22 protein-coding genes are annotated in these 24,698 nt (G+C 73.6%); 2 read left to right on the forward strand and 20 right to left on the reverse strand.

What is annotated here, in order from left to right; genetic code table 11:
- Positions 1-120: 120 nt before the first annotated feature.
- From ABZ249_RS06710 to ABZ249_RS06725, 4 genes are read right to left on the reverse strand one after another with little or no spacing between them, the layout of a single operon-like run.
- A complete protein-coding gene (locus tag ABZ249_RS06710; protein ID WP_355258238.1) occupies positions 121-996 on the reverse strand; it encodes a tyrosine recombinase XerC in 876 nt (291 codons plus the stop codon).
- Positions 993-1,346 (reverse strand): RidA family protein, encoded by a 354-nt coding sequence (locus ABZ249_RS06715; protein WP_220563084.1) that lies wholly within the window; start codon positions 1,344-1,346, stop codon positions 993-995. Before ABZ249_RS06715 ends, ABZ249_RS06710 begins: the two co-directional genes overlap by 4 nt.
- Before the next feature lie 12 nt (positions 1,347-1,358).
- Positions 1,359-2,222 carry an SDR family NAD(P)-dependent oxidoreductase gene (locus ABZ249_RS06720; protein WP_355258242.1) on the reverse strand — a complete coding sequence of 288 codons (864 nt, stop codon included), beginning with the start codon at positions 2,220-2,222 and terminating at the stop codon, positions 1,359-1,361.
- Positions 2,219-3,562 (reverse strand): NAD(P)-binding domain-containing protein, encoded by a 1,344-nt coding sequence (locus ABZ249_RS06725; RefSeq protein WP_355258245.1) that lies wholly within the window; start codon positions 3,560-3,562, stop codon positions 2,219-2,221. The genes ABZ249_RS06720 and ABZ249_RS06725 overlap by 4 nt, the downstream gene beginning before the upstream one ends.
- Positions 3,563-3,903: 341 nt before the next feature.
- On the opposite strand from ABZ249_RS06725, the gene ABZ249_RS06730 reads away from it, so the two are divergent.
- Entirely contained in the window at positions 3,904-5,031 is a 1,128-nt protein-coding gene (locus tag ABZ249_RS06730) for a helix-turn-helix domain-containing protein (protein WP_355258248.1), read from the forward strand.
- Positions 5,032-5,033: 2 nt separating this feature from the next.
- Here ABZ249_RS06730 and ABZ249_RS06735 read toward each other — a convergent pair whose 3' ends face one another.
- From ABZ249_RS06735 to ABZ249_RS06810, 16 genes are all read right to left on the reverse strand, one after another.
- Positions 5,034-6,170 (reverse strand): DNA-processing protein DprA, encoded by a 1,137-nt coding sequence (locus ABZ249_RS06735; protein WP_355258251.1) that lies wholly within the window; start codon positions 6,168-6,170, stop codon positions 5,034-5,036.
- A 96-nt stretch (positions 6,171-6,266) separates the two neighbouring features.
- Entirely contained in the window at positions 6,267-7,790 is a 1,524-nt protein-coding gene (locus ABZ249_RS06740) for a YifB family Mg chelatase-like AAA ATPase (RefSeq protein WP_355258749.1), read from the reverse strand.
- 427 nt (positions 7,791-8,217) lie between these two features.
- Positions 8,218-8,583, reverse strand: a complete 366-nt coding sequence (locus ABZ249_RS06745; protein WP_355258254.1) for a YraN family protein — start codon at positions 8,581-8,583, stop codon at positions 8,218-8,220.
- 79 nt (positions 8,584-8,662) lie between these two features.
- Complete coding sequence (locus tag ABZ249_RS06750; RefSeq protein ID WP_073379808.1) at positions 8,663-8,989, reverse strand: DUF2469 domain-containing protein; 327 nt, start codon at positions 8,987-8,989, stop codon at positions 8,663-8,665.
- 225 nt (positions 8,990-9,214) lie between these two features.
- Positions 9,215-10,075: a signal peptidase I gene (gene lepB / locus ABZ249_RS06755; protein ID WP_355258257.1), complete on the reverse strand. Its 861-nt coding sequence runs from the start codon at positions 10,073-10,075 to the stop codon at positions 9,215-9,217.
- Positions 10,076-10,137: 62 nt separating this feature from the next.
- Positions 10,138-10,497: a 50S ribosomal protein L19 gene (gene rplS, locus ABZ249_RS06760; protein ID WP_220563091.1), complete on the reverse strand. Its 360-nt coding sequence runs from the start codon at positions 10,495-10,497 to the stop codon at positions 10,138-10,140.
- Positions 10,498-10,711: 214 nt separating this feature from the next.
- A complete protein-coding gene (gene trmD, locus ABZ249_RS06765; protein ID WP_355258260.1) occupies positions 10,712-11,485 on the reverse strand; it encodes a tRNA (guanosine(37)-N1)-methyltransferase TrmD in 774 nt (257 codons plus the stop codon).
- Between the two features lie 10 nt (positions 11,486-11,495).
- Positions 11,496-12,008, reverse strand: a complete 513-nt coding sequence (rimM, locus tag ABZ249_RS06770) for a ribosome maturation factor RimM (protein ID WP_355258263.1) — start codon at positions 12,006-12,008, stop codon at positions 11,496-11,498.
- A 158-nt stretch (positions 12,009-12,166) separates the two neighbouring features.
- A complete protein-coding gene (locus ABZ249_RS06775) occupies positions 12,167-12,409 on the reverse strand; it encodes an RNA-binding protein (protein WP_220563094.1) in 243 nt (80 codons plus the stop codon).
- A 1-nt stretch (position 12,410) separates the two neighbouring features.
- Positions 12,411-12,854, reverse strand: a complete 444-nt coding sequence (gene rpsP, locus ABZ249_RS06780; RefSeq protein ID WP_220563095.1) for a 30S ribosomal protein S16 — start codon at positions 12,852-12,854, stop codon at positions 12,411-12,413.
- Positions 12,855-13,033: 179 nt separating this feature from the next.
- Complete coding sequence (gene ffh / locus ABZ249_RS06785) at positions 13,034-14,626, reverse strand: signal recognition particle protein (RefSeq protein ID WP_220563096.1); 1,593 nt, start codon at positions 14,624-14,626, stop codon at positions 13,034-13,036.
- A 141-nt stretch (positions 14,627-14,767) separates the two neighbouring features.
- Positions 14,768-15,973, reverse strand: coding sequence for a hypothetical protein (locus ABZ249_RS06790; RefSeq protein ID WP_355258268.1), 1,206 nt, complete (start codon positions 15,971-15,973; stop codon positions 14,768-14,770).
- Between the two features lie 379 nt (positions 15,974-16,352).
- The gene (locus ABZ249_RS06795) at positions 16,353-17,678 is read right to left on the reverse strand and encodes an ammonium transporter (RefSeq protein ID WP_355258271.1); all 1,326 of its coding nucleotides are present in this window, start codon (positions 17,676-17,678) and stop codon (positions 16,353-16,355) included.
- Between the two features lie 437 nt (positions 17,679-18,115).
- Positions 18,116-19,297 carry a signal recognition particle-docking protein FtsY gene (gene ftsY / locus ABZ249_RS06800; RefSeq protein WP_220563099.1) on the reverse strand — a complete coding sequence of 394 codons (1,182 nt, stop codon included), beginning with the start codon at positions 19,295-19,297 and terminating at the stop codon, positions 18,116-18,118.
- Between the two features lie 90 nt (positions 19,298-19,387).
- A complete protein-coding gene (locus ABZ249_RS06805; RefSeq protein ID WP_355258275.1) occupies positions 19,388-20,425 on the reverse strand; it encodes an iron ABC transporter permease in 1,038 nt (345 codons plus the stop codon).
- Positions 20,425-21,432 (reverse strand): ABC transporter substrate-binding protein, encoded by a 1,008-nt coding sequence (locus ABZ249_RS06810; protein ID WP_355258278.1) that lies wholly within the window; start codon positions 21,430-21,432, stop codon positions 20,425-20,427. The genes ABZ249_RS06805 and ABZ249_RS06810 overlap by 1 nt, the downstream gene beginning before the upstream one ends.
- A gap of 624 nt (positions 21,433-22,056) precedes the next feature.
- On the opposite strand from ABZ249_RS06810, the gene ABZ249_RS06815 reads away from it, so the two are divergent.
- Positions 22,057-24,681, forward strand: a complete 2,625-nt coding sequence (locus tag ABZ249_RS06815) for a S8 family serine peptidase (RefSeq protein WP_355258280.1) — start codon at positions 22,057-22,059, stop codon at positions 24,679-24,681.
- The last annotated feature ends 17 nt before the right edge of the window (positions 24,682-24,698 follow it).

Here is a 24,698-nt window from a genome sequence, read left to right on the forward strand (position 1 = left end):
GGCGGCATCCGTCGCCGGCGGGACCGGGCTGCAAGGAGGGCGTCGCCGCGCCCGCGTCGGGGCCTCCCGGGACGGCGAAGGCCATCGGCGGCGGCCGACACGCGCCCACCGGCCAGGGTCTCAGGCGCGGGGGTGGGAGCGGCGGTAGACGTCGCGGAGGCGGTCGACGGAGACGTGGGTGTAGATCTGCGTGCTGCGGGGGCTGGCGTGGCCCAGGAACTCCTGGACGCTGCGCAGGTCGGCGCCGCCGTTGAGGAGGTGGGTGGCGGCGCTGTGGCGCAGGTCGTGCGGGGCGGCGTCCAGGCCCGCGGCGCCCAGGTGGGCGTGGACGTCCTCGCGGGCGCGGCGCACGTCCAGGCGCCCGCCGCGCACGCCCAGGAACAGGGCCGGGCCGCTGGACGGGCCGACCAGGGCCGGACGGCCGACGGCGAGCCAGTCGTCCAGGGCGTCCAGGGCCGGGGCGCCCACCGGGACGGTGCGCTCCTTGTCGCCCTTGCCGACGACGCGCACGGTGGTGCGGGCGCGGTCGACGTCGTCCACGTCCAGGGAGCACAGCTCGGCGACGCGCACGCCCGTGGCGTAGAGCAGCTCCACCACGGCGCGGCGGCGGGTGCCCACCGGGGTGTCGTCCACCGGGCGCGACAGCGCGGCCTCGGCCTGGGCCTCGTCCAGGACGGCGGGCAGCGCGCGCCGCTGGGACGGGGCGGACAGGCGCGGCCCCGGGTCGGCGGCGAGCACGCCCTCCCGGTGCAGGTAGCGGGTGAAGGCGCGGACGGCGGCCACCCGGCGGGCGACGGTGGAGCGGCCCGCCCCCCGGTCGCGGGCGCGGGACAGCCAGGCGCGCACCGCGGGCACGTCGAGGTCGCGGACCTCCAGCCCCTGCTCCTCCAGGTCCTCCAGCAGGGACCGCAGGTCGGCGAGGTAGCCGCGCACGGTGTGCGGGGAGCGGCCCAGCTCGCCCGCCAGGTGGGCGGCGAAGCCGTCGAGCGGGCTCACCGGCGGGGCAGGCAGGCGATGCCGTCGATCTCCACCATGTAGGTGGGGTCGATGAGGGCGCTCACCTCCACCAGGGTCGAGGTGGGCCGGTGCCCCTCGGGCAGGCGGGACAGGAGCGCGGAGCGGAACTCCTCCAGGTCGCTGATGTGCCGCAGGTAGTAGGTGAGCCGCACCACGTGGCTCAGGTCCGCGCCGTGGCGGGCGAGGATCGCCTCGATGTTGCTCAGGACCTGCCGGGTCTGGCCGCCGATGTCCCCGGCGACCTCTCCGGCGGGACCCACCGGGACCTGGCCCGAGATGAACAGCAGCGGGCCGTCGGCGGTCAGGGCGTCACTGTAGGGCTTGGCCATGGACGCACGGTATCAGCGCGCCTCCGGCGGAGCGGTGCGCCGGACCACGCCGCGGGCGGGTTCGGCCCCGTCGAGGGCCCCGGAGCGGACCCGGGCGGCCAGGGCGCGGGCGACGATCCGGTCGGTGACCGCCGGGAGGTGCCGGGCCAGGAAGAACTCGACCGCGCCCCGGCGGGTGGTCGGCAGGTCGCGGCGGGGGCGGCGCGACAGCCCCGCCAGCAGCACGGTGTCCACGACGCCGTCCAGGCTCTCGTAGGTGCTCATCCCCTCCAGGGACAGCCCCGCCCGGGCGGTCGAGTCGTGGATGGGACTGCGCACCATCGACGGGTAGACGCAGGTGACGGTCACGTGCGGGGCCAGCTCCAGGCGCAGGGCGTCGGCGTAGGCGACGAGCGCGCGTTTGGAGGCCCCGTAGGCGGCGGCCAGGGGCAGCTGCATGACGGCCATGCGCGAGGACACCATGACCACCCGGCCCCGGGAGTCGACGAGGGCGTCCACGCAGGCGGCGCCGACCCGCCAGGCGCCGAGCAGGTTGACGTCCAGCTGGCGGCGGACCTCGGCGCCCGGGGGCAGCTCGGCCGGCGCGGGCCCGCCGATCCCGGCGTTGTTGACCAGCAGGTCGAGCCCGCCCAGCCGGGACAGCGCCCCGGCGACGGCCGCGGGCACCGCGGCGTCGTCGGTGAGGTCGCAGGCGAGGACCTCGACGGGGTCGTCTTCGCGGGGGCGGGCGTCCAGCCCGACGACCCGCGCGCCCGCGTCGCTCAGCCTCGTGCACAGGGCCCGGCCGAAGGTGCCCGAGGCCCCGGTGACCAGGACGCGCAGGCCGCGGGGGTCGCGGCGGCCGCCGGACAGCAGGTCGCGCAGGGGTCGGCTCATCGGGGGCTCTCCTGGGGGCGGGCGGGCGCGAAGGCGCGTTCGGGGCGGGCGGCCAGGCGCCTGGCCCCGGCGGCGCGCTCGCGGGGCAGGTCGGCGACGTAGTGGTCGAAGTCCACCCGCATCATGGGGCGCCTGTCGCCCCAGCGGGCGGTGGCGGCACGCAGGTCGCGGGCGACGGCCCGGCGCTGCGCGGCCGGGTCGGGCAGGGCGTACTCCCCCGCCAGGTGGGCGGCCACGAGCTCGCCCTGGGCCTCCACGACGGGCAGGGCGGCGCCGGTGGACTGCATGAGGCCGACGAACGCCAGGCTCGGGTCGTCCAGGTGGAACACCCGCTTGTACAGGGGCAGGCGCTCGGGGTCGGGGCCGGTCCAGCGCTCGCCGAGGAAGGGGAGGGTGACGCGGTAGCCGGTGGCCCAGACGACGGTGTCGACGGTGTCGCCGCTCCCGTCGGCGAACACCGCCCGGTCGCCCTCGAAGCGCGCGATCCCCGGCCGGACGGCGATCTCGCCGTGGGTGAGGCGGCTCAGGACGGTGTCGCTGACCGTGGGGTGGTTCTGGAGCAGTCCGCCGGAGGGGGCGGGCAGCCCGTAGTCCTGGGGGCGGCCCACGGCCAGCCGCAGCAGGGTCTGGGCGACGGCCTGGCGGATGCGCCAGGGCAGCACGGCCAGGGCCCCGCCGGTCGCGTCGGAGGGCCGCCCGAACAGGTACTTGGGCACGATGTGGACGCCGCGGCGGGCCGACAGCAGGACGGGCCCGCGGGCGACGTGGGAGGCGTCGACGGCGATGTCCATGGCGGAGTTGCCGGTGCCGACGACCAGGACCCGGCGGCCCCGGAACGGTTCGGGGTCGCTGTAGTCGCGGGCGTGCATGTGGACGCCGGAGAAGTCGCCCGGGTAGGCCGCGGCGGGCATGCGGGGTTCGCGGTTGTGCCCGTTGGCGACGACGACGGCGTCGTAGAGGTCGGTGTCCCGGCCGGCGGCCACCTCCCAGCGGCCGTCCTCCGTGCGCTCCACCGAGGTGACGTCGGTGCCGAACCGGATGTGCCCGGTCACCCCGAAGGCGTCGGCGTAGTCGGCGAGGTACCCGGCCACGAGGTCCGCCGACGGGTAGTCGGGCCACGTCCGCGGCATGGGGCGGGCGGCGAACCCGGTGCGCCCCCGGCTGGTGTTGAGGTGCAGGGAGGCGTAGGCCGGGGAGCCGGGGGCCGTGCGCACCCACAGCCCGCCGGGGCGGTCGCCGCGTTCGTGGACCACCGGTTCCAGGCCGCGGTCCAGCAGGGCCTTGGCGGCGGCCAGACCCGCCGCCCCGGCTCCGATCACGGCGACGCGTGGGCGGCTCATGGGTGGCCTTTCGTGGGGGGGCGGCGCCCGCCGGGCCCTTCCCGGTTCGGCGGGCACCGCGGTACTCGGGGTGTTCCCGCCCCGTCGGCGCCGGGCCCGGGGCGGGGCCGGCGCCGGCGGGGCGGCCGTGGGCCGGTGTGCTCGGGGAGGGCGCGGCTTCCGGGACGCGGCCCTGTTCGGGGAGAGGGGGCCGCCGCCGCACACCGGCCGCCCGGACGCCGGGCTTGTGCGCGGGACCAATCGTAAGCGTCCCCCCGCCCGAAGGACATGGTCACGGACACACCCTTGCCCGGCGGGGTTGTGCTCCGCCACAATCCGGCGGGACGCACGAGGAGGCGCTGATGGATCCGCGGGGGGACTGGGACGGCGTGGTCGCCGTCATCGAACAGGTGGTGGCCGACGACCGGCTGCTGGCGGCGACCGTGGCCGGTGTCCGCGGCTCGGTGCGCGAGGTGGCCGCGCTCACCCCGGGCGACATGAGCGCGCACACCCGGGCGCTGCTGCTGGCCGCGACCCGGGCGGTGGCGGCCCGGCGCGGGCCCACCGAGGCCGAACTGGGCTTCGTCCAGGAGCTCGGGGTGACCCGGGCCCTCCAGGGCGTCCCGGTGGAGGCGGTGCTGTCCGCGATCCATGTCGCCGAACGCGGGATCTGGGCGCACGTCCGGGAGATCGCCCGGGCCCACGGGGTGGGCGCCGAGCGGCTGCTCGACATGCGCGAGCTGTACGAGGACTGGGCCGAGGCGGTGCGCGGCCGCCTGATCACCGCCCACCGCGAGACCCTGGCCGACCGGGAGCGGTCCGCCACCGCCCGGGACACCGCCCTGCTGCTGCGCCTGCTGGAGGGCGGATCGGCGGCGACGCTGGCCGCCGCCGAAGCGGGCCTGCCCCCGGAGCTGTGGGTGGTGGCGGCCCGCTCCGGGGAGCCGGTGGGCAGCGCCGCCCGCTGGGAGCGGGACCTGCGCGGCCCGGCCCCGGTCCTGGCGGCCGAGGTGGACGGGCTCTTCGTGGCGGTGCTGGCCCGCTCCCCCGCCCCGGACGCCCTGCCGGGGCCGGCGGGCCTGGCCGGGCCCGGGCAGCCGGAGCACGTGTCCAAGCTGCGGCGCCTGGCCGCGTCGGCGCTGGCGGCGGCCGAGGCCGCGGGCCGCACGGGGGTGGTGCACATCGCCGGCCTGGCCGCGCTGGCCGCCGTGGTGGAGCGCGACGACCTGGCCGGAGTGCTGGCGCGGCACCACGCTCCGGCCCGCCGTGCGCTCGGGGCGAACGCGCTGCCCGTGGCCCGGGCCGTGCGCGCCTGGTTCGAGTGCGACCGCGACGTGGCGAGGACCGCCGAGGCCCTGTTCGTGCACCCGAACACCGTGCGCAACCGGCTCCAGCGCTTCGCGGAGGCCACCGGAACGGACCCGTACACGCCGCTGGGCGCGGTGGACGCCTGGTGGCTGTGCCGGACCTGGCTGCTCGCCGCCGAGTGACCTCACCGGACGGGCCGCCACCCCGCGGGGCAGCGCTCCACGAGCCCGGCGGCGGCCAGCAGTCCCAGCGCCCGCATGGTGGACTCCAGGTCCCGGCCGCAGGCCCGGGCGATGACCGCGGGCCCGCCCCCGCCGCGGGGGACCGCGGCCAGCACCCGGGCGCTCTCGGGCGCCAGCTCGGCGGTGACCCGCACCGGGCCGGGCGGGACCCCGCCCAGGGGCCCGATCTGGTCGAGCACGTCCTCGGCGCTCGTGACGCAGGCCGCCTGCCGGTCGCGCAGCAGCAGGTGGCAGCCCGCGGACATCGCCGAGGTGACCGGGCCGGGGACGGCCATGAGCACCCGGTGCAGCTCCGCGGCGTGCGCGGCGGTGTTGAGCGCCCCGCTGCGCAGCCCGGCCTCGACCACCACGGTGCCGGGGGTGAGCGCGGCGATGAGCCGGTTGCGGACCAGGAAGTCCTTGGCCCGCGGGCGCAGGCCGACGGGGCGCTCGCTCACCAGGACCCCGGTGCGGGCGATGTCGGTGAACATCCCCGCGTGGCCGCGCGGGTAGTCCACGTCCGGCCCGCAGGCGAGCACGACCACGGTGGCGCCCGCCGCGTGGGCGGCCCGGTGCGCGGCGCCGTCGATGCCGTAGGCCCCGCCGGACACCACCACGACGGAGCGCTCGGCCAGGTCGTAGGCGAGTTCGGCGGCGACGTGCCCGCCGTAGGGGGTGGCCGCCCGGGAGCCGACGATCGCCACCGAGCGCAGGCACAGGTTGCGCAGGTCGCCGCGGCCGCGCACCCACAGTCCGTGCGAGCGGCGGCCGCCGGGGGCGTCCAGCGCCTCCAGCCTGCCGGGCCACTCGGGGTCCCCCGGCGCCACGAACCTGACCCCGGCCGCGGCCGAGGCCGCCAGCAGGGCGTCGACGTCCACTCCGCGGGCCTGCGCGTGCCAGCGCCGCCAGCGCAGCGCCACCCGGTCCCGGTCCACGACCGCCTCCCCGTCCGCGGGCCCGCTCGGCGGCGGCGCCCCGGCCACCAGGTCCGCCCACACCCGCGCCGCCCCGTGTTCGGCGAGCACCGCCCCCAGCCACGGGTCCCCGGGCGGGGCCACCGTCGTCAGCGCCGCCAGGGCCCGCACCTCGTCCTCGTCCACCGCACCGCTCCTCGCCTCGCCCGTCACCGCGGCCCGCCCCGGGCCGCACTCCCCCGCCGCCGCCCGCCCGGTGGGCCCCACGGCCCGGTCCCGGCGTCACCAGGCGCGGCCGGACCACAGCGCGAAGGCATAGGCCACCTCCTCCTCCCCGGGGCGGTCGCGGTCCGCCAGGTCCGCCAGCGTCCAGGCGACGCGCAGGGTGCGGTCCACCCCGCGCGCGCTGATCCGGCCCTGGTCCATGGCCGTCCCGAGGATGCGCAGCGCGCCGGGCTCCACGGGGAACTCCCGGCGCAGGTGGGCGCCGGGCACCTGGGCGTTGGCGGTCCACGGGGTCCGCTCCAGGCGGGCGGCCGCCCGCCCGCGGGCCGCGAGCACCCGGGCGCCCACCACCGCCGAGGACTCGGCGAAGGCCCGGTCCGCGAGCAGTTCGGCCCGGCCCACCTGGGGCAGCTCGACCTTGAGGTCGATCCTGTCCAGCAGCGGCCCGGAGATCCGGGAGAAGTAGCGGCGCCGCTCCCCGGCGGGGCAGTCGCACAGGGCGCCCGGCTTGGCGCAGGGGCAGGGGTTGGCCGCCATCACCAGCTGGAACCGGGCGGGGAACACGACCGTGGAGGAGGCCCGGGCCAGCACCACCTCGCCGCGCTCCAGCGGCTCGCGCAGCGAGTCCAGCACGCCCCGTCCGAACTGCGGAGCCTCGTCCACGAAGAGCACCCCGCGGTGCGCCTTGGACACCCACCCCGGGGCGGGGTGGCCGCTGCCGCCGCCGATGATGGCCGACCGGGTGGAGGTGTGGTGCGGTGCGGCGAAGGGCGGCACCGTGACCAGCGGGGACCCGGCGGGCAGCAGGCCGGCGACCGAGTGGATGGCGGTGGCCTCCAGCGCCGCCGCCGGGTCCAACCGGGGCAGCACCGTGGGCAGCCGCTCGGCCAGCAGGCTCTTCCCGGTGCCGGGCGGGCCGAGCATCATCAGGTTGTGCCCGCCCGCGGCGGCGATCTCCACCGCCCGCCGGGCCACCGGCTGGCCCAGCACGTCCGCCAGGTCGGGCTCGGTGTCGGCGGGGCGGCGCGGCCGCGGCGCCGGGTCGGGCGGCCGCGCCTCGGGGAGCAGGCCCTCCCGCGCCCAGCGGCACAGCTCCTCCAGGGAGTCGACCGCGACCACCTCGATGTCGGGGACCAGGGCCGCCTCGGCGGCGTTGCCCCGGGCGACCACGAAGCGGTCGTGGCCGCGCTCGCGGGCGGCGATGACCGCGGGCAGCACCCCGCGCACCGGGCGGGCCCGGCCGTCCAGCCCCAGCTCCGCGATGAGGACCGTGCCCGCCAGCGGGTCCGGCGGCACCGCCCCCTCGGCGGCCAGGACGGCGGCGGCGATGGCGAGGTCGAACATGCTGCCCGCCTTGGGCAGGCTGGCCGGGGACAGGCTGATGGTGATCTGGCCGCTGGGCCAGGCCTCGCCGCTGTTGGCCAGGGCCGCGCGGATCCGGTCGCGGGCCTCGCGCAGCGCCGCGTCGGGCAGGCCCACCAGGGTGACGCCGGGGTCGCCGCCGCCCAGGTGCACCTCGATCTCGACGACGTGTCCCTCCACCCCCAGCAGCGCGACGCAGTGGGTCCGGGCGAGCGTGATCATCGCACCCCCCGCACGGGTCGCCCGGGAGGGGGTGCGCCCTCAGGCGGCTGTGGCACCTGCCCTCCGCCCGCCCTCCCGTACCACCGGGGAACGGCGGGCTCCGCTGGAGCGGTCCGCGGGAAGGACCCGTGCCCGTGGGGCCGCCCGTAGACGGCAGGGGGCGACAGGCGAGCGGGAATCACGACGGAAAGACCGAAGGCACCCCGGCACCGCACAAGGCGAGGGCTACGGCCTCCAGGCCACCCGCCGAAGGCGGCACCAGGCCACGGATGGGCATCGCCGGAAAGGCGGGGCCCTACCCTCCAGGGGCACCGCACCAAGCGAGGGCTACGGCCTCCAGGCCGCCCATCAAAGGCGGCGGGCGCCGGGCGGGGGTCCGGGGGGACACGCCACGGTGAGGGGCGGGCGGGATCCCGCGGGGCGGTCATGACAGGCCCCGCTCGTGGGAGACGTACACGCGGCCGCCGGTGAGCAGGACGCCCAGGCCGTCGACGCGCAGGGGGCGCCCGGGCACCCGGCGGGCGCGGGCCCAGGCCCGGCCCAGGCGGCGCAGCCGTCCGCGCTTGCTCCGGCCGATGGCCTCCACCGGGTGTCCGTGCAGCAGCCGGGTGCGGGTCTTGACCTCGGCGACGACCAGCACGGGGCCGTCCCGCGCCACGATGTCGATCTCCCCGGCGGGGCACCGCCAGTTGCGGTCCACCACCCGTATCCCGGATCGTTCCAGGAACGCGGCGGCCAGGTCCTCGCCGAGGCCGCCCAGGTCCCTCCGGTACGCGGCGTACACGTCCACGTCGACCACCTCCCGTTACCACGGTCGGTGATCGGGCGGCGTCCCGCCAGGGTCGGTTCTCTTCTGTGGATAACCGGCGTCAGTCCCTGCCGCCCTCGGCGGGCGGCAGCTCGATGTCGGCCTTGGTGATCTCCTCGACGTTGACGTCCTTGAACGTCACGACGCGGACGTTGCGGACGAACCTGGCGGGCCGGTACATGTCCCAGACCCAGGCGTCCTCCATCACGACCTCGAAGTACATCTCCCCGTTCTCGGTGGAACGCGGCTGCAGGTCGACGTGGTTGGTCAGGTAGAACCGCCGCTCGGTCTCCACGACGTAGCCGAACAGCCCCACGACGTCCCGGTACTCGCGATAGAGCTGGAGCTCCATCTCGGCCTCGTACTTCTCCAGGTCCTCAGAACTCATCCACGTGCTCGCTTTCGTCTGCAGTCTCCGGCCGGGGTGTCCGGTTCCTCCCTGTCATCCACTCGTTGTCGGCCTTCGCTCTGTTCCCAACGGGGGAAGGCCCTGGGACGTTCCACGCGAGACCCACACGGTCTGGGATCCATCATGCGTCACGGAACGGACTTTCGTGCCCGGACGAGAGGATTTCCTCGGACCGATCCCGCCGGCCGGCCCTCCGGCCGCCCGTCAGGCGTCGTCGTCGAGCCGCGCGAAGGTCTCCGGGATCCCCAGGCCGCCGGCCTGGTCGAAGGGCCAGATGATCACGAACGCCCGCCCGACCACGTGGTCGATGGGCACCGCCCCGCCCCCGGGGTTGCCCTGGTTGCGCCGGGAGTCGGAGGAGATCGCCCGGTGGTCGCCCATCACCCACACGTGCCCCTCGGGCACCGTGACCGGCCCGAACTCCTCGTGCGAGGTCAGGCTGCCCGGGTAGAGGTACTCCTCCTCGTCCAGGGCGACGCCGTTGACCGTGACCCGCTGCTGCTCGTCGCAGCACTGCACCACGTCGCCGGGCAGGCCGATGACCCGCTTGATGTACTCCTTGCCGGTGGGCGCCGCGCCCAGCTGCTGCTGCACCCAGGTGAAGCCGCGCGAGACCGGGTTGGTCGGCTCGGGGATCACCACGGTGTTGGGGTCGTCCCACGACCCGTCGCCGTCGAAGACCACGACCTCGCCGCGCCGGATGTCCCGGATCTCGTAGACGACCTTGTTGACGAGCACGCGGTCGCCGACCTGCAGGGTGTTCTCCATCGACCCGGAGGGGATGTAGAAGGCCTGCATCACCCAGGTCCTGATCACGAACGCCAGTACCAGGGCGATCACGATGAGGATGGGCAGTTCCTTCCAGAACGACCCCTGCTTCTCCTTGCTCATCGACTCGTCCGCCTTCTCCTCCGCGTCGGCGTCCTCGGCTTCGGAGACAGCACTGGCTCCCGAGTCCTGATCGGACTCGGGAGCCAGTGGGGAGCCGTGCTCCTCAGGGCCGGGCCGGGCGGAATCCTCGTCCTGAACCCCGTCCGCGCCGAGGTCCCTGTCGTCTGTACTCATCGAGCCGAAGCTTATACCTCGCGGGAAAACCGCGGGGGCGACTCCGGAGAGGAACCAGGCGACTACTGACCGGCGGGCTCGCGGCGCTCGCGGATGCGGGCGGCCTTGCCGCGCAGGTCGCGCAGGTAGTACAGCTTGGCGCGGCGGACACGGCCACGGGCCGCGACCTCGTACTTCTCGATCGCCGGGGTGTGGATCGGGAAGGTCCGCTCCACGCCGACGCCGTAGCTCACCTTGCGGATGGTGAAGGTCTCGCGGCTGCCGGAGCCCTGGCGGCGGATGACAACGCCCTTGAAGACCTGGACACGGGTACGGTTGCCCTCGGTCACGCGCACGTGAACGTTGAGGGTGTCACCGGGGCGGAACTCCGGGACGTCGGAACGCAGCTGGGCCTTCTCCAGCTCCTGAATGGCGGTGTGCATCTGAATCCTCATCGATAGCGCTCCGCGCCCCACCCCGCCCGCTCCGGGCGTGCGGGGGTGCGCGGGCGATGGCCCGTAAGGGTCTGACTGTCGAACCGCCCGGGTGACCGACACAGAGGCCGACGTCGTGCCGCCGGCATGCGGATGCCTGAGGATCACCAGGGGGGAACCCACCCAGTTTGCCACATCCCGTGCGGCGCACCGAACCACCTGGTCAGGTGGTCTCGGGTACACCCTCCCCGGCCTCCTCGGCCAGGACCTCCCGGTCCCGCCGGTCCAGGGACTCCGCGGGGATGGCGGCCACCAGGTCGGGGCGGTTGCGCGCGGTCTTGCGCAGCGCCTCGTCGCGCCGCCAGCGGTCGACCGCGCCGTGGTTGCCCGACAGCAGGACCGGCGGCACCCCGCGGCCGCGCCATTCGGCGGGCTTGGTGTACACCGGGCCCTCGACCAGGTTCTCCATGCCCCCGGAGGCGAACGAGTCCTGCACCGCGGACTCCCGGTTGCCCAGCACCCCGGGCAGCAGCCGGGTGATCGCCTCGACCATGACCAGGGTCGCCGACTCCCCGCCGTTGAGCACGTAGTCGCCGATGCTGATCTCCTCGACGGGCATCCGCTCCGCGGCGTCCTGGGCGACCCGGGAGTCGATGCCCTCGTAGCGGCCGCAGCCGAACACGAGGTGCCCCTCCCCCGCCAGCCTCTCGGCGTCGGCCTGCCGGAAGGGGCGGCCGCTGGGGGTGGGCAGGATGAGCCGGGCGGGCGCGTCGCCGACCACGGCGTCCAGCGCCTCGCCCCACGGCTCGGGCTTCATCACCATGCCGGGGCCGCCGCCGTAGGGGGTGTCGTCCACGGTGTTGTGGCGGTCGTGGGTCCACGAGCGCAGGTCGTGGACGTGCACGTCGAGCAGCCCGGAGGCGCGCGCCCTGCCGATGAGGGACAGCTCCAGCGGCGCGAAGTAGTCGGGGAAGATGCTGATGATGTCGATGCGCACGGTGCGCCCTTCAGTCGGCGAGGTCGAGCAGCCCCGGGGGCGGGTCCAGGACGATCCGGCCGCCGGGCACGTCCACCTCGGGGACCAGCTCCGCGACGAACGGGACGAGCACCTCGCGGCCGCCGGGGGCGGCCAGGACCAGGACGTCCTGGGCATTGTGGAGCACGTCGTCCACCGTCCCGACCTCCTCGCCGTCGGTCGTCACGGCGGTCAGGCCGATGAGCTCGTGGTCGTGGAACTCGTCGGGGTCGCCGGTGGGCCCCAGGTCCTCGGAGTCGATGAGCAGGGTGGTCCCGCGCAGCTCCTCGGCGGCGGTGCGGTCGGCGACGCCCTTGAAGCGCACCAGCAGGCGGCCGCTGTGCACGCGCACCGCCCCGACGGTCAGCGGACCGCCTCCGGGCCGGTCGGTCTCCAGGACGGAGCCGACGAAGAACCGCTCCTCGGGGGTGTCGGTGCGCACGTCGATGGCGACGTCGCCGCGGATGCCGTGGGCGCGGCCGATACGGCCGACCACCAGACGCATGGGACTCCGTCCTCCCTCCCGCCCTCGCGCGGGGTAGTCGGGGAACAAGGGGAAACTCGGGTGCCGGGAACGGCGGGGAAAAGACCGTGCCCGGGGCCGTGTGGCCCCGGGCACGGCTGCGGGGGCGCCGACCGAGATCGGCGCCCCCGCAAGGCGCGTCAGCGCACTTCGTTCAGGTCCAGCAGATCGACGCGGACGTAGCGGCCGCCGGCCAGCGCACCGATGACGGTGCGCAGGGCCTTGGCGGTGCGTCCGTTACGGCCGATCACCTTGCCGAGGTCGTCGGGGTGCACCCGGACCTCCAGGACTTTGCCCTTGCGGAGTCGTTTGACCCGCACCTGGACATCGTCGGCGTTCGCAACGATCCCCTTCACGAGGTGCTCAAGCGCCTCTTCCAGCACGTCAGGCCTCGCCCTCGGACTTCTCGGCCTCAGCGGTCTCGGCGGCGGGCTTCTCCGCCTTCTTCTTCGGGGCGGCGGTCTTCTTCTCGGCGCCCGGGAGCACGAGCTCCTTCAGGGCGGCCTGGAAGGCGGCCTCCTTGGCCTCCGGGTCCTTGGCCTCGGCGACCTTCAGCGGAGCCGGCGCGGCCAGGCCCTTGAACTTCTGCCAGTCACCGGTCTTGCGCAGGAGGACCTTGACCGCGTCGGAGGGCTGGGCGCCCACGCCGAGCCAGTACTGGACCCGCTCGGAGTCGACCTCGATGAGGCTCGGGTGCTCCTTGGGGTGGTACTTGCCGATCTCCTCGATCGCCTTGCCGTCACGCTTGGTGCGGGCGTCGGCGACGACGATGCGGTACTGGGGCGTACGGATCTTGCCCATACGCTTGAGCTTCAGTTTGACAGCCACTGGAGTGGTCTTCTCCCGATTAACGGTTGAGGCGCCCGGCGGGGCGGCCACGTGGGGTTGTGGAGCCCACCGGAACAGACGTGGGCGGCGGGCTAGTTAGAGGGCCGGCCCGCCACCGTTAGTCGACTACTCATTGTGCCAGACACCCGCGGGTTCCTTGGACAGCCCCGCGGCGTGGCCTACTTCTCAGGCAGCTTGAACCCCGACAGGTCGGGCATGTTCGGCATTCCGCCGCCGCCGAACGCGGGGGGCAGCTGCGGCTGCTTGCCGCCGCCGAGCCCCGGCGGCAGCTGCGGCTGGGCGTTCTCCTGCTGCTCCTTGCGGCGCTGCTGGCGCTCCAGCTCCTGCTGGCGGGCCTTCATCGGGTTGCCGCTGCGCTGCTTGCCCTTCTTCTTCTGCTGGGCCTTGGCCTTCTTGCGGGCCCCGCCGCCACCGCCCATGCCGGGCATGCCGGGGATCCCGGGCATGCCGCCGTTCTTCATCTTGCGCATGACCTTCTGCGCCTCGAAGAACCGGGTGACCAGGTTGTTGACGTCGCCGACCTGCGTGCCCGAACCGTTGGCGATGCGCAGCCGGCGCGAGCCGTTGATCATCTTGGGGTTGGCCCGCTCGCCGGGCGTCATCGACTGGATGATCGCCTGGAGGCGGTCCAGGGCCTTGTCGTCGATGTTGTCGATCTGCTCGCGCATCTGGCCCATGCCGGGCATCATGCCGAGCAGGTTGCCGATGGGGCCGAGCTTGCGGACCATCATCATCTGCTGGAGGAAGTCGTCCAGCGTGAAGTCCTCGTCCGACGCCATCGTCGAGGCCATCTTCTGGACCTCGGCCTCGTCGAACGTGCGCTGCGCCTGCTCGATGAGCGTGAGCACGTCACCCATGTCCAGGATGCGCGAGGCCATCCGGTCCGGGTGGAACAGGTCGAAGTCGTCCAGCTTCTCGCCGGTGGAGGCGAACATGATGGGACGGCCGGTGATGTGCCGGATCGACAGCGCGGCACCGCCGCGCGCGTCGCCGTCGAGCTTGGTGAGGGCGACCGCGTCGTAGCCGACCCCGTCCAGGAAGGCCTGGGCGGTGTTGACGGCGTCCTGGCCGATCATCGCGTCGACGACGAAGATGATCTCGTCCGGCGACACGGCGTCGCGGATGTCCGCGGCCTGCTGCATCATCTCGGTGTCCACACCGAGGCGGCCGGCGGTGTCGATGATGACGATGTTGTGGTTGTTGCGCCGCGCGAACTCGATGGAACCGCGCGCGACCTCGACCGGGTCGCCCACGCCGTTGCCGGGCTCGGGCGCGAAGACGGGGGCGCCGGCGCGCTCGCCGACGACCTGGAGCTGGGTGACCGCGTTGGGACGCTGGAGGTCGGCGGCGACCAGCAGCGGCGTGTTGCGCTGCGCGGCCAGCCACTTGGCGAGCTTGCCCGCCAGGGTGGTCTTACCGGCGCCCTGGAGGCCCGCCAGCATGATGACGGTGGGCGGGTTCTTGGCGTAGCGGATCTGCCGGGTCTCGCCGCCGAGGACCTCGATGAGCTCCTCGTTGACGATCTTGATGACCTGCTGGGCCGGGTTGAGGGCCTTGGAGACCTCCTCGCCCCGGGAGCGCTCCTTGATCCGCGCGATGAAATCACGGACCACGGGCAGGGCGACGTCCGCCTCCAGCAGCGCGAGACGGATCTCCCGCGCGGTCGCGTTGATGTCCTCCTCGGACAGGCGCCCCTTGCCCCGCAGCGAGGAGAAGACCGATGTCAGCCGGTCGGAAAGCGTCTCGAACACGAGTGTGGCCAGTCCTTCGTCTCGGAATTGGTCTCTAAGCCTACCCGGACCTCGTCACACCGGCGGAAACCCGTCGGGGCCCGGAACGGGGAGGAGGGGCCGGGAAACCCCGGCCCCTCCTCCACCCGGACGCGGAGCGTGTCAGTTGCCGCCCCCGTCCTCCTCGCTCTCCTCGTCCGCGGGCTCTCCGCCGCCGGACAGCGTGGCCTCGCGCTGCTCGTTCAGGGCCTCCAGCATGCTCTCCTGCTGGCTTCCGGGCAGGCCCCGGGTGCTCAGGGTGGCGTTGCCGTCGATCGTGTACGTCTGCTGGGTCTGGCTGACGATGTTGTAGTCGGCGCTGCACGACAGGTCCAGCGTGCCGCCCGCCTCCAGGTTCCCGCTGTCGTCGCAGGTCTGCTCGCCGATCTCGGAGTTGCTGAAGGTCACGTCCATGCGGACGGCGACCGTCCCGCTGCCGGTCCCGGCGGCGTCGCGGACGGTGCCCGACCAGGTGCAGTTGGGGCCGTCCTCGCAGGTCATCTCGGCCTGGCCCTCCCAGCCGACCTCGATGCGCGCGTCGCGCGAGGAGCCGAGCTCGTCCGTGGTGGCGGCGATGACCCCGTCGTAGAGCTCCTCGACGGCGGCGGTGTCGGCCTCGGCCAGGTCCAGGCGGACCTGGGGACCGCTCTCGGCCTCCGGCGCCACGAGCTCCTCGATGGCGATGCGCTTGATCTGGCCGCTCTCGGCGTCGATCCACATCTGGTTGCGCTCGCCCGCCAGGTCGATGCGGTGGGTGAGGGTGCCGTCCAGGTTCTCCTCGACGGCCTCGTCCGACTCCAGTTCGATACCGCCCAGGATCTCGGCGAGGACCGGCGGGGCGAGCACGGCGCTGGGGTCGATCCCGGCCTGCGCGCCGGAGGCCCGCACCCAGTTGCCGCCGAACTCGTCGAAGTCGGGCGCGAAGACGCCCTGGTCGAGCCAGAAGTCCTCCAGCGCCCGGATGAAGATCCGCCCGTCGGCGCTGATGAGGTCGGCCTCGATGCTGCCGGAGCGGATGGTGCCGTTGGCGGCACCGCCGTCGGCGACGGTGAGCGAGGCGTCGCGCACGTCGGCGCCCACGCTCTCGGCGACCTGGCCGGTGGCGACCAGGCCCTGGTACCCGGCGAGGTCGGTCAGCGCCTGCTCCACCAGGGGCGCGGCGGCCACCGGCTCGGCGGGCTCGGGGCTGGGCTCCTCCTCGCCGCCGCCGGGGCGCAGGTTGCTCAGGTCGATGGAGCATCCGGCCAGGCCGAGCACGACCGTCGCACCCGCCGCGGCGAGCACGGTGCGCCCGCCCCTGCGAAGCCTGTTGTGAATGACCGGCGCCATCTTGCCTCCTGACCCCGCTGTGCGGGGCACGTACGAATCAGCGTGGTTTCTTCCGGGAGTCCGGCCGGGGTGCACCCCCTCGACCTGTTCGCCCCCTGGGATGCGCCCGCGCGCCCCCGGGTTCGGGTCGGCATGGGCGCTTCGCGCGATCCGGCCGTACGACCGGCCTCAACGGCGTCCGGCGCCCCGACCGCGCCGCCCCGCCAGGGTATCGAACCACAGCACAGAACACGGCCAACATCCGGTACGAATGCCCCCATATGCCGCGTCGGCGGTGGTTCCGTGGACGACGACGGGGCCGGCGGGGATCACTCCCCGCCGGCCCCTGGGTCACCTCACCGCGTCAGCGGCGCAAGACCTCCGGCCTCAACGTTGAAGACTAGGCCTTGACCTGCGATGAGGCCGTCTCCCCGCCCGGAGGCGTCGGCGAGGAGACCGCTTCCGCCTCCAGCTCGTCGAGTTCGTCGAAGGCGTAGGCCGACTCGGCGTGGAGCTCGTGGTCGAGCCCGTTGGTCTCGACCTCCTCGGGGATGCGGAACCCGATGATGAGGTCGATGACCTTGCCGATGACGAAGGTGATGACGAAGGAGTAGAGCATGACGCCGACCACGGAGACGGCCTGGACGGCGAGGAGGCCGACACCGCCCCCGTAGAAGAGGCCGGCGGAGCCGCCCGTGACGTCGGCGGCCAGGAAGCCCAGGGCCAGGCAGCCGATGATGCCGCCGACCATGTGGATGCCGACCACGTCCAGGGCGTCGTCGTACTTGAACTTGAACTTCCAGCTGATGGCGTAGGCGCAGACGCCGCCGGAGACGAGGCCGAGGATGATCGCGCCGACCGGGGTGAGGTTGGCGGCGGCCGGGGTGATGGCGACCAGGCCGGCGACGGCGCCGGACGCGAAGCCCAGGGCGCTGACCTTGCCGTAGCGGATGCGCTCGACGAGCATCCACGCGGCGGTGGCGGCGGCGGTCGCGACCTGGGTGTTGACCAGGGCCAGGGCGGCGGTGCCGTCGGCGACGTAGGCGGAGCCGGCGTTGAAGCCGAACCAGCCGAACCACAGGAGCGCGGTGCCCAGCAGGACGAACGGCAGGTTGTGCGGGCGCATCGACTCGGAGCCGAAGCCCTTGCGGCGGCCGAGCACGAAGGTCAGCGCCAGGGCCGCGGCGCCGGCGTTGATGTGGACCGCGGTGCCGCCGGCGAAGTCGATGACGTTGTAGCCGCCGATGGTCATGCTCTCGATCCAGCCCTCGCCCCAGACCCAGTGGGCGACGGGGAAGTAGACCAGCAGGGCCCACACCGGGACGAACAGCAGCCAGGCGCCGAACTTGGCGCGGTCGGCGATGGCACCGCTGATCAGGGCGACGGTGATGATGGCGAACATCATCTGGAATCCGGCGTCGACCAGCAGCGGGTAGGAACCGGGGCCCTCACCCGAGTTCTCGCCGATCAGGCTGGTGAGGCCGACGTAGTCGAAGCCGCCGATGAACGCCTGCAGGGGCCCGAAACCCTCGGAGTAGGTCAGCGAGTGGCCGATCAGGACCCAGAGCATGCTCACGATGGCGATGCTGGCGAAGCTCATCAGCATCATGTTCAGGACGCTCTTGGCCCGCGACATGCCTCCGTAGAAGAAGGCCAGGCCCGGTGTCATGAGCATCACGAGCGCGGCACTGGTCAACAACCAGGCTGTCGTGCCGGTGTCAATCATTACGTCGCCTCCATAGGACGGACGGGGGATTGTCTGTGAGGGCGGCAGTCAGCGAGCGCATCATCGGGCCCGATGCAGAACACCACGCAGGCAACTGTCCGACCGGGGTGTTTCTCGGTGTCGCCCCACGTGTTGCACGGGCGTAAAAGGACAGCCAGTCGTGTTAACGCCCCGTGAACGAACCCCCCGCATGCGGCCGATGCACGTGCACCGGCGCAGGGCGACCACCCTCACATCGACTCTGGGCGATGTTCGCGCAGCGTAGCGTCACATCTCACGGCGATAACGGAGTCATTGCCAGGAAGTCACCCCGCCGTGTAACACCGGTATTCCAATTGCATGACGTGGGTCACAGGAGGCTCGCGCGACTCCCCCGGAGACGCCGGCGGCCGGCCGCCCCGTATCGGGGCGGCCGGCCGCCGTGGAGGGGTCCGCGCTCAGCCGAGGATGGCGTCCACGAACACCTCGGGGTCGAACGGCGCCAGGTCGTCGGGGCCCTCGCCCAGGCCGACCAGCTTGACCGGCACGCCCAGCTCCCGCTGGACCTGCACGATGATGCCGCCCTTGGCGGTGCCGTCCAGCTTGGTGAGCGCGATGCCGGTCACGTTGACCACCTCGGCGAACACCCGCGCCTGGCGCAGGCCGTTCTGGCCGGTGGTGGCGTCCAGCACCAGCAGCACCTCGTCCACCTGGGACTTCTTCTCCACCACGCGCTTGACCTTGCCGAGCTCGTCCATCAGGCCCGTCTTGGTGTGCAGGCGCCCGGCGGTGTCGATGATGACGGTGTCGGCGCCGTCCTCGATGCCGCGCGCCACCGCGTCGAAGGCCACGCTGGCCGGGTCGGCGCCCTCCTCCTTGCGCACGACCGGGGCGCCCACCCGCGACCCCCAGGTCTGGAGCTGCTCGCTGGCGGCGGCGCGGAAGGTGTCGGCGGCGCCCAGGACGACCGAGCGGCCGTCGCCCACCAGAACCCGGGCCAGCTTGCCCGTGGTGGTGGTCTTCCCGGTGCCGTTGACGCCGACGACCATGATGACCGCGGGGCGGTCGCCGTGCGGCGCGGTGTGCACCGCCCGGTCGGCGTCGGTGCGGATCTGGGCGAGCAGCTCCTCGCGGAGCAGGGCGCGGACCTCGTCGCGGTCGCGGGTCCCCAGCACCTTGACCTTGGTGCGCAGGTTCTCCACGATCTGCGTGGCCGAGGTGACGCCGATGTCGGCGGTGATGAGGGTGTCCTCGATCTCCTCCCAGGCGTCCTCGTCGAGGGAGGAGGAGGACAGGAGGTTGAGCAGCCCCTGGCCCAGGGCGCTCTGCGAGCGGGCGAGCCGGGCGCGCAGCCGGACCATGCGTCCGGCCGAGGGCGGGGGCGTCTCCAGCTCGGGTTCGGCGGGCGGCGCGGGGGCCGCGGTCGCGCCCGCCGGAGGTGCCTGGGCGGGCGGGAGGAGGTCGGCCCCGCCGTCCTTCTCCCGGTCCTCCGGGGTGGTCGGCTGGGGCTCGCGGGTGACCTCGGGAGCGGTCTCCTCCTCGCCCGGCGCGACCGAACGCCGGGTCCTGACCAGGAAGAATCCGCCGACGGCCGCGAGCACGAGGACGATGGCAAGACCTGCGTACAAGTAGATTTCCATAGCCCGCCCAGTCTCCCAGAGTGTTCGACGCATTCGCATCACACCGTGGTGGCGTGCCGGGAACGAACCGGTGACCGGGCACGGGCCCGTTCAGACGGAGCGGTGGCGTGTGGTGCGCAGGATCAGCACGAAGAACGGCGCCCCCAGGAACGCGGTGACCACCCCGATCGGCAGCTCGGCCGGTGCCGCGACGGTGCGCGCGACGATGTCGACGGCGACCAGGAAGGCCGCGCCGACGATCATGGTCACCGGCAGGACGGCCCGGTAGCTCGACCCCACCAGCCGGCGCACGATGTGCGGCACCACGATGCCGACGAACCCGATGAGGCCGCTCACCGACACCGCCGCGGCGGTGGCCAGGGAGGCGGCGGAGATCACGGTGATCCGCACCACGGCCGGGTCCAGCCCCAGGCTGACGGCCTTGTCGTCGCCCAGCGCGAGCATGTCCAGCAGGTGGCCGCACACCAGCAGGACGAGCATCCCGGTCACCGCGTAGGGGGCGATCAGGCGCACGTCGTCCCAGCCGCCCCGGCCCAGTCCGCCCAGCAGCCAGGCGTAGATGCGCTGGAGCTGGTCGGTGCCCATCTGCTGCACGAACGTCTGGACGGCCGACAGGAACGAGGACACCGCCACCCCCGCCAGGACGAGCGCGGCGGTGCCGCCCCCGCCCGCGGTGGTGCCGAGCAGGTAGGCGGCGGCGACCCCGGCCAGGGCCCCGGCGAAGGCGGCCACCGGCACCAGGGCCCGGGGGTCGTCGCTGATCTGGGCGCCGAAGACGATGACCGCGGTGGCGCCCAGCCCGGCCCCGGCGGCGGCCCCCAGCAGGTAGGGGTCGGCCAGCGGGTTGCGGAAGACGCCCTGGTAGGCGGCGCCCGCGGTGGCCAGCAGGGCTCCGACCACGGCGCCCATGACCACCCGGGGCAGCCGGAGTTCGACCAGCAGGGCCGCCTGCCGCTCGGTGAGCGGTGACTCCACGTCGAGCGGCAGGAGGCTCAGCAGGTGCAGGACGATGTCGGACGCGGACAGGGAGGCCGCTCCCGCGGAGACCCCGAAGAGGACGGCCGCGGCCAACAGGACCAGGCCGCCCGCGCCCCAGCCGAGGGGGACACCGACAACGCCCCGGGGCACTACTTGTCCGCGTTCTCGAGGACGGCGTCGCCGACGAGCCGGGCGAAGTCGACCACGCGCGGCCCCCAGCGGGAGGCGATGTCGGCGTCGAGCAGGTAGACGGCGTCGTTCTGGACGGCGGTGACGGTGTCGAAGGCGGGGCGCTCGGCCACGGCCCCGACGGCGGCCTCGTCGCCGTAGGACAGGAAGATCAGGTCGGGGTTCTCCTCGACGATGTACTCCTGCGAGAGCTGCGGGTAGCCCCCGGCGGTGCCGTCGTCGGCCGCGTCGGCGATGTTGACCAGGCCGAACGAGGAGTAGACCTGGCCGACGAAGGTCTCGGAGGTGGCGGCGAAGGGGGTCTCGTCCAGCTCCTGGTAGAAGGTCAGGCCGCTGTCGCCCGCCTCGGCGCAGACCTCTTCGACGACCTCGGCGAACTCGGTCTCGACCCGGGTCGCCTCCGCGTCCGCGTCCTCGCTGTGGCCGGTGGCGTCGCCCAGCAGGCGGATCTGGGCGTAGGTGTCCTCCAGGGTGGCGGCGGCCGGCAGGACCAGGGTGGGGATGTCCACCTCGCCGAGCTGCTCGGCGACCTCGGCGGTGCTGTCGGACATGACGACCAGGTCGGGGTCGTACTCGGTGACGGCCTCCACGCTGGGGGTGAACCCGCTCAGGTCGGTGGTGGGCGCCTCGGGCGGGTGGTTGGAGTACTCGTCGGCCGCCTCCACCAGGTCGCCCGCGCCGATGGCGAAGAGCATCTCGGTGTGGCTCGGGGAGAGGGAGACGATCCGCTCGGGGGCGGCCTCCAGGGTGACCTCGCCGGTGGCGTCGGTGAGGGTGACCGGGAAGGTGCCGTCTCCGACGCCGGGGCGGTCCGGGTCGGCCGCGGGCGGCGCGCAGGTCGCGGCGGCGGTGTCGGTGCCCGGCTCGGCGGACTCGGCGGGCTCGGGCTCCTCGCCCTGGCCGCCGCAGGCGGTGAGGGCGAGCGTCGCGCCCAGCAGGACGGCGGGAAGTCGGTGTGCGATCCGCACGGTGCTCCTTGGGGAACCGGGGGAAGGGGAGCGGCCATGGCGGAGGACGGCCCTGTCCCTCCCACGAGGACGGTGGCGTGCGGTGTCGGTCAGGCGACCCGGCTCGTCCCCGCCGGGGCGGGGCTTCACGGTTGCGGGGCAGCGCCGGGTTGGGCGGCCGTGGGGGCCGCGGTACCGGACTTCGCTTTGTCGACACCGGCCGGTCGCCCGTGTGCGGGGCGGATCGGCCCCACCACTGTACTGGCCGGCGCCCGGCGGGCACCGGCCGGGGCGACACCGCGTCCGGCCCGGCGTTCGCGGCGGACGAGGGCGGAAAAGGAACCCGGTACCACAATTCAGGACTCCGGAATCTACCCAAAAGTGAACTTCATCCGCTTTCTCACCTTGCGAAACACACGTCACTTGGGAGCGTTTTCATCCTCTGTGTGGCCATATTGAGTCTTGGTGAACATTGACACGGAGATGGCACACAGCAATGATCTCGTTGCTATGCGCGCCATTTAACCGAGTAAGGACTTGACGCGGTGTATAGCCCCAACCGTGTACCCCGTACCCCCACGGGCTGTCCCGCCACCATTCCCCCGGCGTCCCGAGGCGCGCGCAGAGAAGGGATGTGTTGACAAGGTGGCACCCCACCGTAAACACCTGGCGTCACTCGCCGGGCTGACCCTGCTGGCGGGCCTCGTCTCCGCCGCCCCGGCGGGAGCCGACGAGATCTCGGAACTCGCGCCCCTGCACCCCGTTCCCGCCCCCGGCGACGGCGAACTGGTCCACCAGGCGAACGGCCTGTGGTTCATCGAGCTGGAGAGCCCGCCCACCACCCAGGGCACCTCCGAGTCGAAGGTCGACGCCGAGCAGGACGAGTTCCGCACCGAGGCCGAGGCGTTCGGCCTGGAGTACGACGAACGCCACTCCTTCAGCGACCTGTGGAACGGCTTCTCCGTCGAGATGGACGACGCGCAGGTGAGCACCGCGCGCGAGATCCCCGGCGTCCGGGCCATCTACCCCGTCGTCACCTACCGGATCCCCGAGGTGGACGAGAGCGTCCCCGACCTCGACACCGCCCTCCCCATGACCGGCGCCGACATCGCCCAGAACGAGCTCGGCCTCAGGGGCGAGGGCGTCCGGGTCGCCATCATGGACACCGGCGTCGACTACACCCACCCCGACCTGGGCGGCGGCGGCTTCCCCAACGACCGCGTGGTCACCGGTCACGACTTCGTCGGCGACGACTTCAACGCCCAGGACCCGGCCGCCGTCCCGGTGCCCGACGCGGACCCCCAGGACTGCAACGGCCACGGCACCCACGTCGCGGGCATCGTCGGCGCCGAGGGCGAGGTCACCGGTGTGGCCCCCGACGTCGAGTTCGGCGCCTACAAGGTGTTCGGCTGCTCCGGCTCCACCACCTCCGACATCATGATCGCGGCCATGGAGCAGGCGCTGGCCGACGACATGGACGTGCTCAACATGAGCATCGGCTCCTCCCACTCCTGGCCGCAGTACCCGACCGCCACCGCCGCCGACAACCTGGTCGACGAGGGCATGGTCGTCGTCGCCTCCATCGGCAACGAGGGCGCCACCGGCCTGTACTCTGCGGGCGCGCCCGGCCTGGGCGAGAACGTCATCGGCGTCGCGTCCTTCGACAACACCCACGTGCGGACCGCCACCGCCCTCGCGCGGCCCGGCGGCGAGCCCGTCCCCTACATGGAGATGGACGACGCCCCGGTGCCGGCCACCTCGGGCACCACCGACCCGCTCGCCGAGGCCGGCCGGGCCTGTACCGCTCTCGGCGACGAGGTCGGCGACATGACCGGGCGGACGGCGCTCGTCATCCGCGGCGGGTGCACCTTCGCCGAGAAGTACGACGCGGCCGTGGCGGCCGGCGCCACCGGCGTCGTCATCTACAACAACGTGCCCGGCCTGTTCGCCGGCGGCGGCGTCGCGGCGGGCGACGCCTTCTCCGTCGGCGTCTCCGACACCTCCGGCGCCCATCTGCTGGAACTGCTGGAGGGCGGCGAGCCCGTCACCCTGGAGTGGACCGAGCAGACCTCCACCGTCCCCAACCCGACCGGCGGCCTGATCAGCTCCTTCAGCTCCTACGGCCTGGCCGCGGACCTCTCCGTCAAGCCGGACATCGGCGCCCCCGGCGGCCTGATCAACTCGACCTACCCGATGGCCAAGGGCGGCTACGCCACCATCAGCGGCACCTCGATGTCGTCGCCGCACGTGGCCGGCGGCGTGGCCCTGCTCCTCCAGGCCCGCCCCGACCTGGACGCGCACGAGGTGCGCACCGTCCTCCAGAACAGCGCCGACCCCCGGGCCTGGTGGGGCAACCCCGGCCTCGGCCTCCTGGACAACGTCCACCGCCAGGGCGCGGGCATGCTCGACATCCCCGGCTCGGTGCTGGCCGCCTCCACGGTCACCCCGGGCAAGCTGTCCCTGGGCGCGACCGAGGGGCCGGCCACGGAGACCGTCACCATCACCAACGACGGTGACGAGGAGGCCGTGTACGAGCTCTCCCACGAGAGCGCGCTGGGCACCCACGGCGACACCTTCGCGCCGAGCTTCAACGACGGCTCCGCCGACGTGGCGTTCGACTCCGACAAGGTGACCGTCGCCGCGGGCGACTCCGTGGACGTCCGGGTCACCGTCACCCCGCCCGCCCGCGACTACGAGCAGATGGTCTACGGCGGCTACGTGGTGGTGTCCCAGGTCGGCGGGGAGACCTTCCGGGTCCCCTACGCCGCCTACAACGGGGACTACCAGGAGATCACCGCGGTCACCCCGACCGAGTACGGGCTGCCCTGGCTGACCCGGATCACCGAGTGCGCCGCGTTCTCCGGCCTGGAGTGCGCCGACGGCGGCTCGTTCGAGAACCGCCCCGACGGCGAGACCTACACCCTGGAGTGGGTGGACGGCCTGCCCGACGCCCCCTACGTCATCGCGCACCTGGACCACCACGTCTCCAGGCTGGAGCTGGTGGTCATCGACGAGCGGACCGGCCGCCCGATCCACCCGCGCAACAACATCGCGGTGTCGGTCGACCACGTCGGCCGCAACGCCACGCCGACCTCGTTCCACAGCTACGTGTGGGACGGCACCTACGTCGACGCGCACGGCCGCGTCAAGGACGTGAGGAACGGCGAGTACCGGCTGGAGCTGCGCGCCCTCAAGGCGCTCGGCGACGCCGGGAACCCCGACCACTGGGAGACCTGGACCTCCCCGGTCATCACCATCGACCGGGGCTGACCCCTCCCCGGCCCGCG

The sequence above is a fragment of the Nocardiopsis sp. NPDC006139 genome, assembly GCF_040614155.1.
Taxonomy (GTDB): Bacteria; Actinomycetota; Actinomycetes; order Streptosporangiales; family Streptosporangiaceae; genus Nocardiopsis; species Nocardiopsis changdeensis.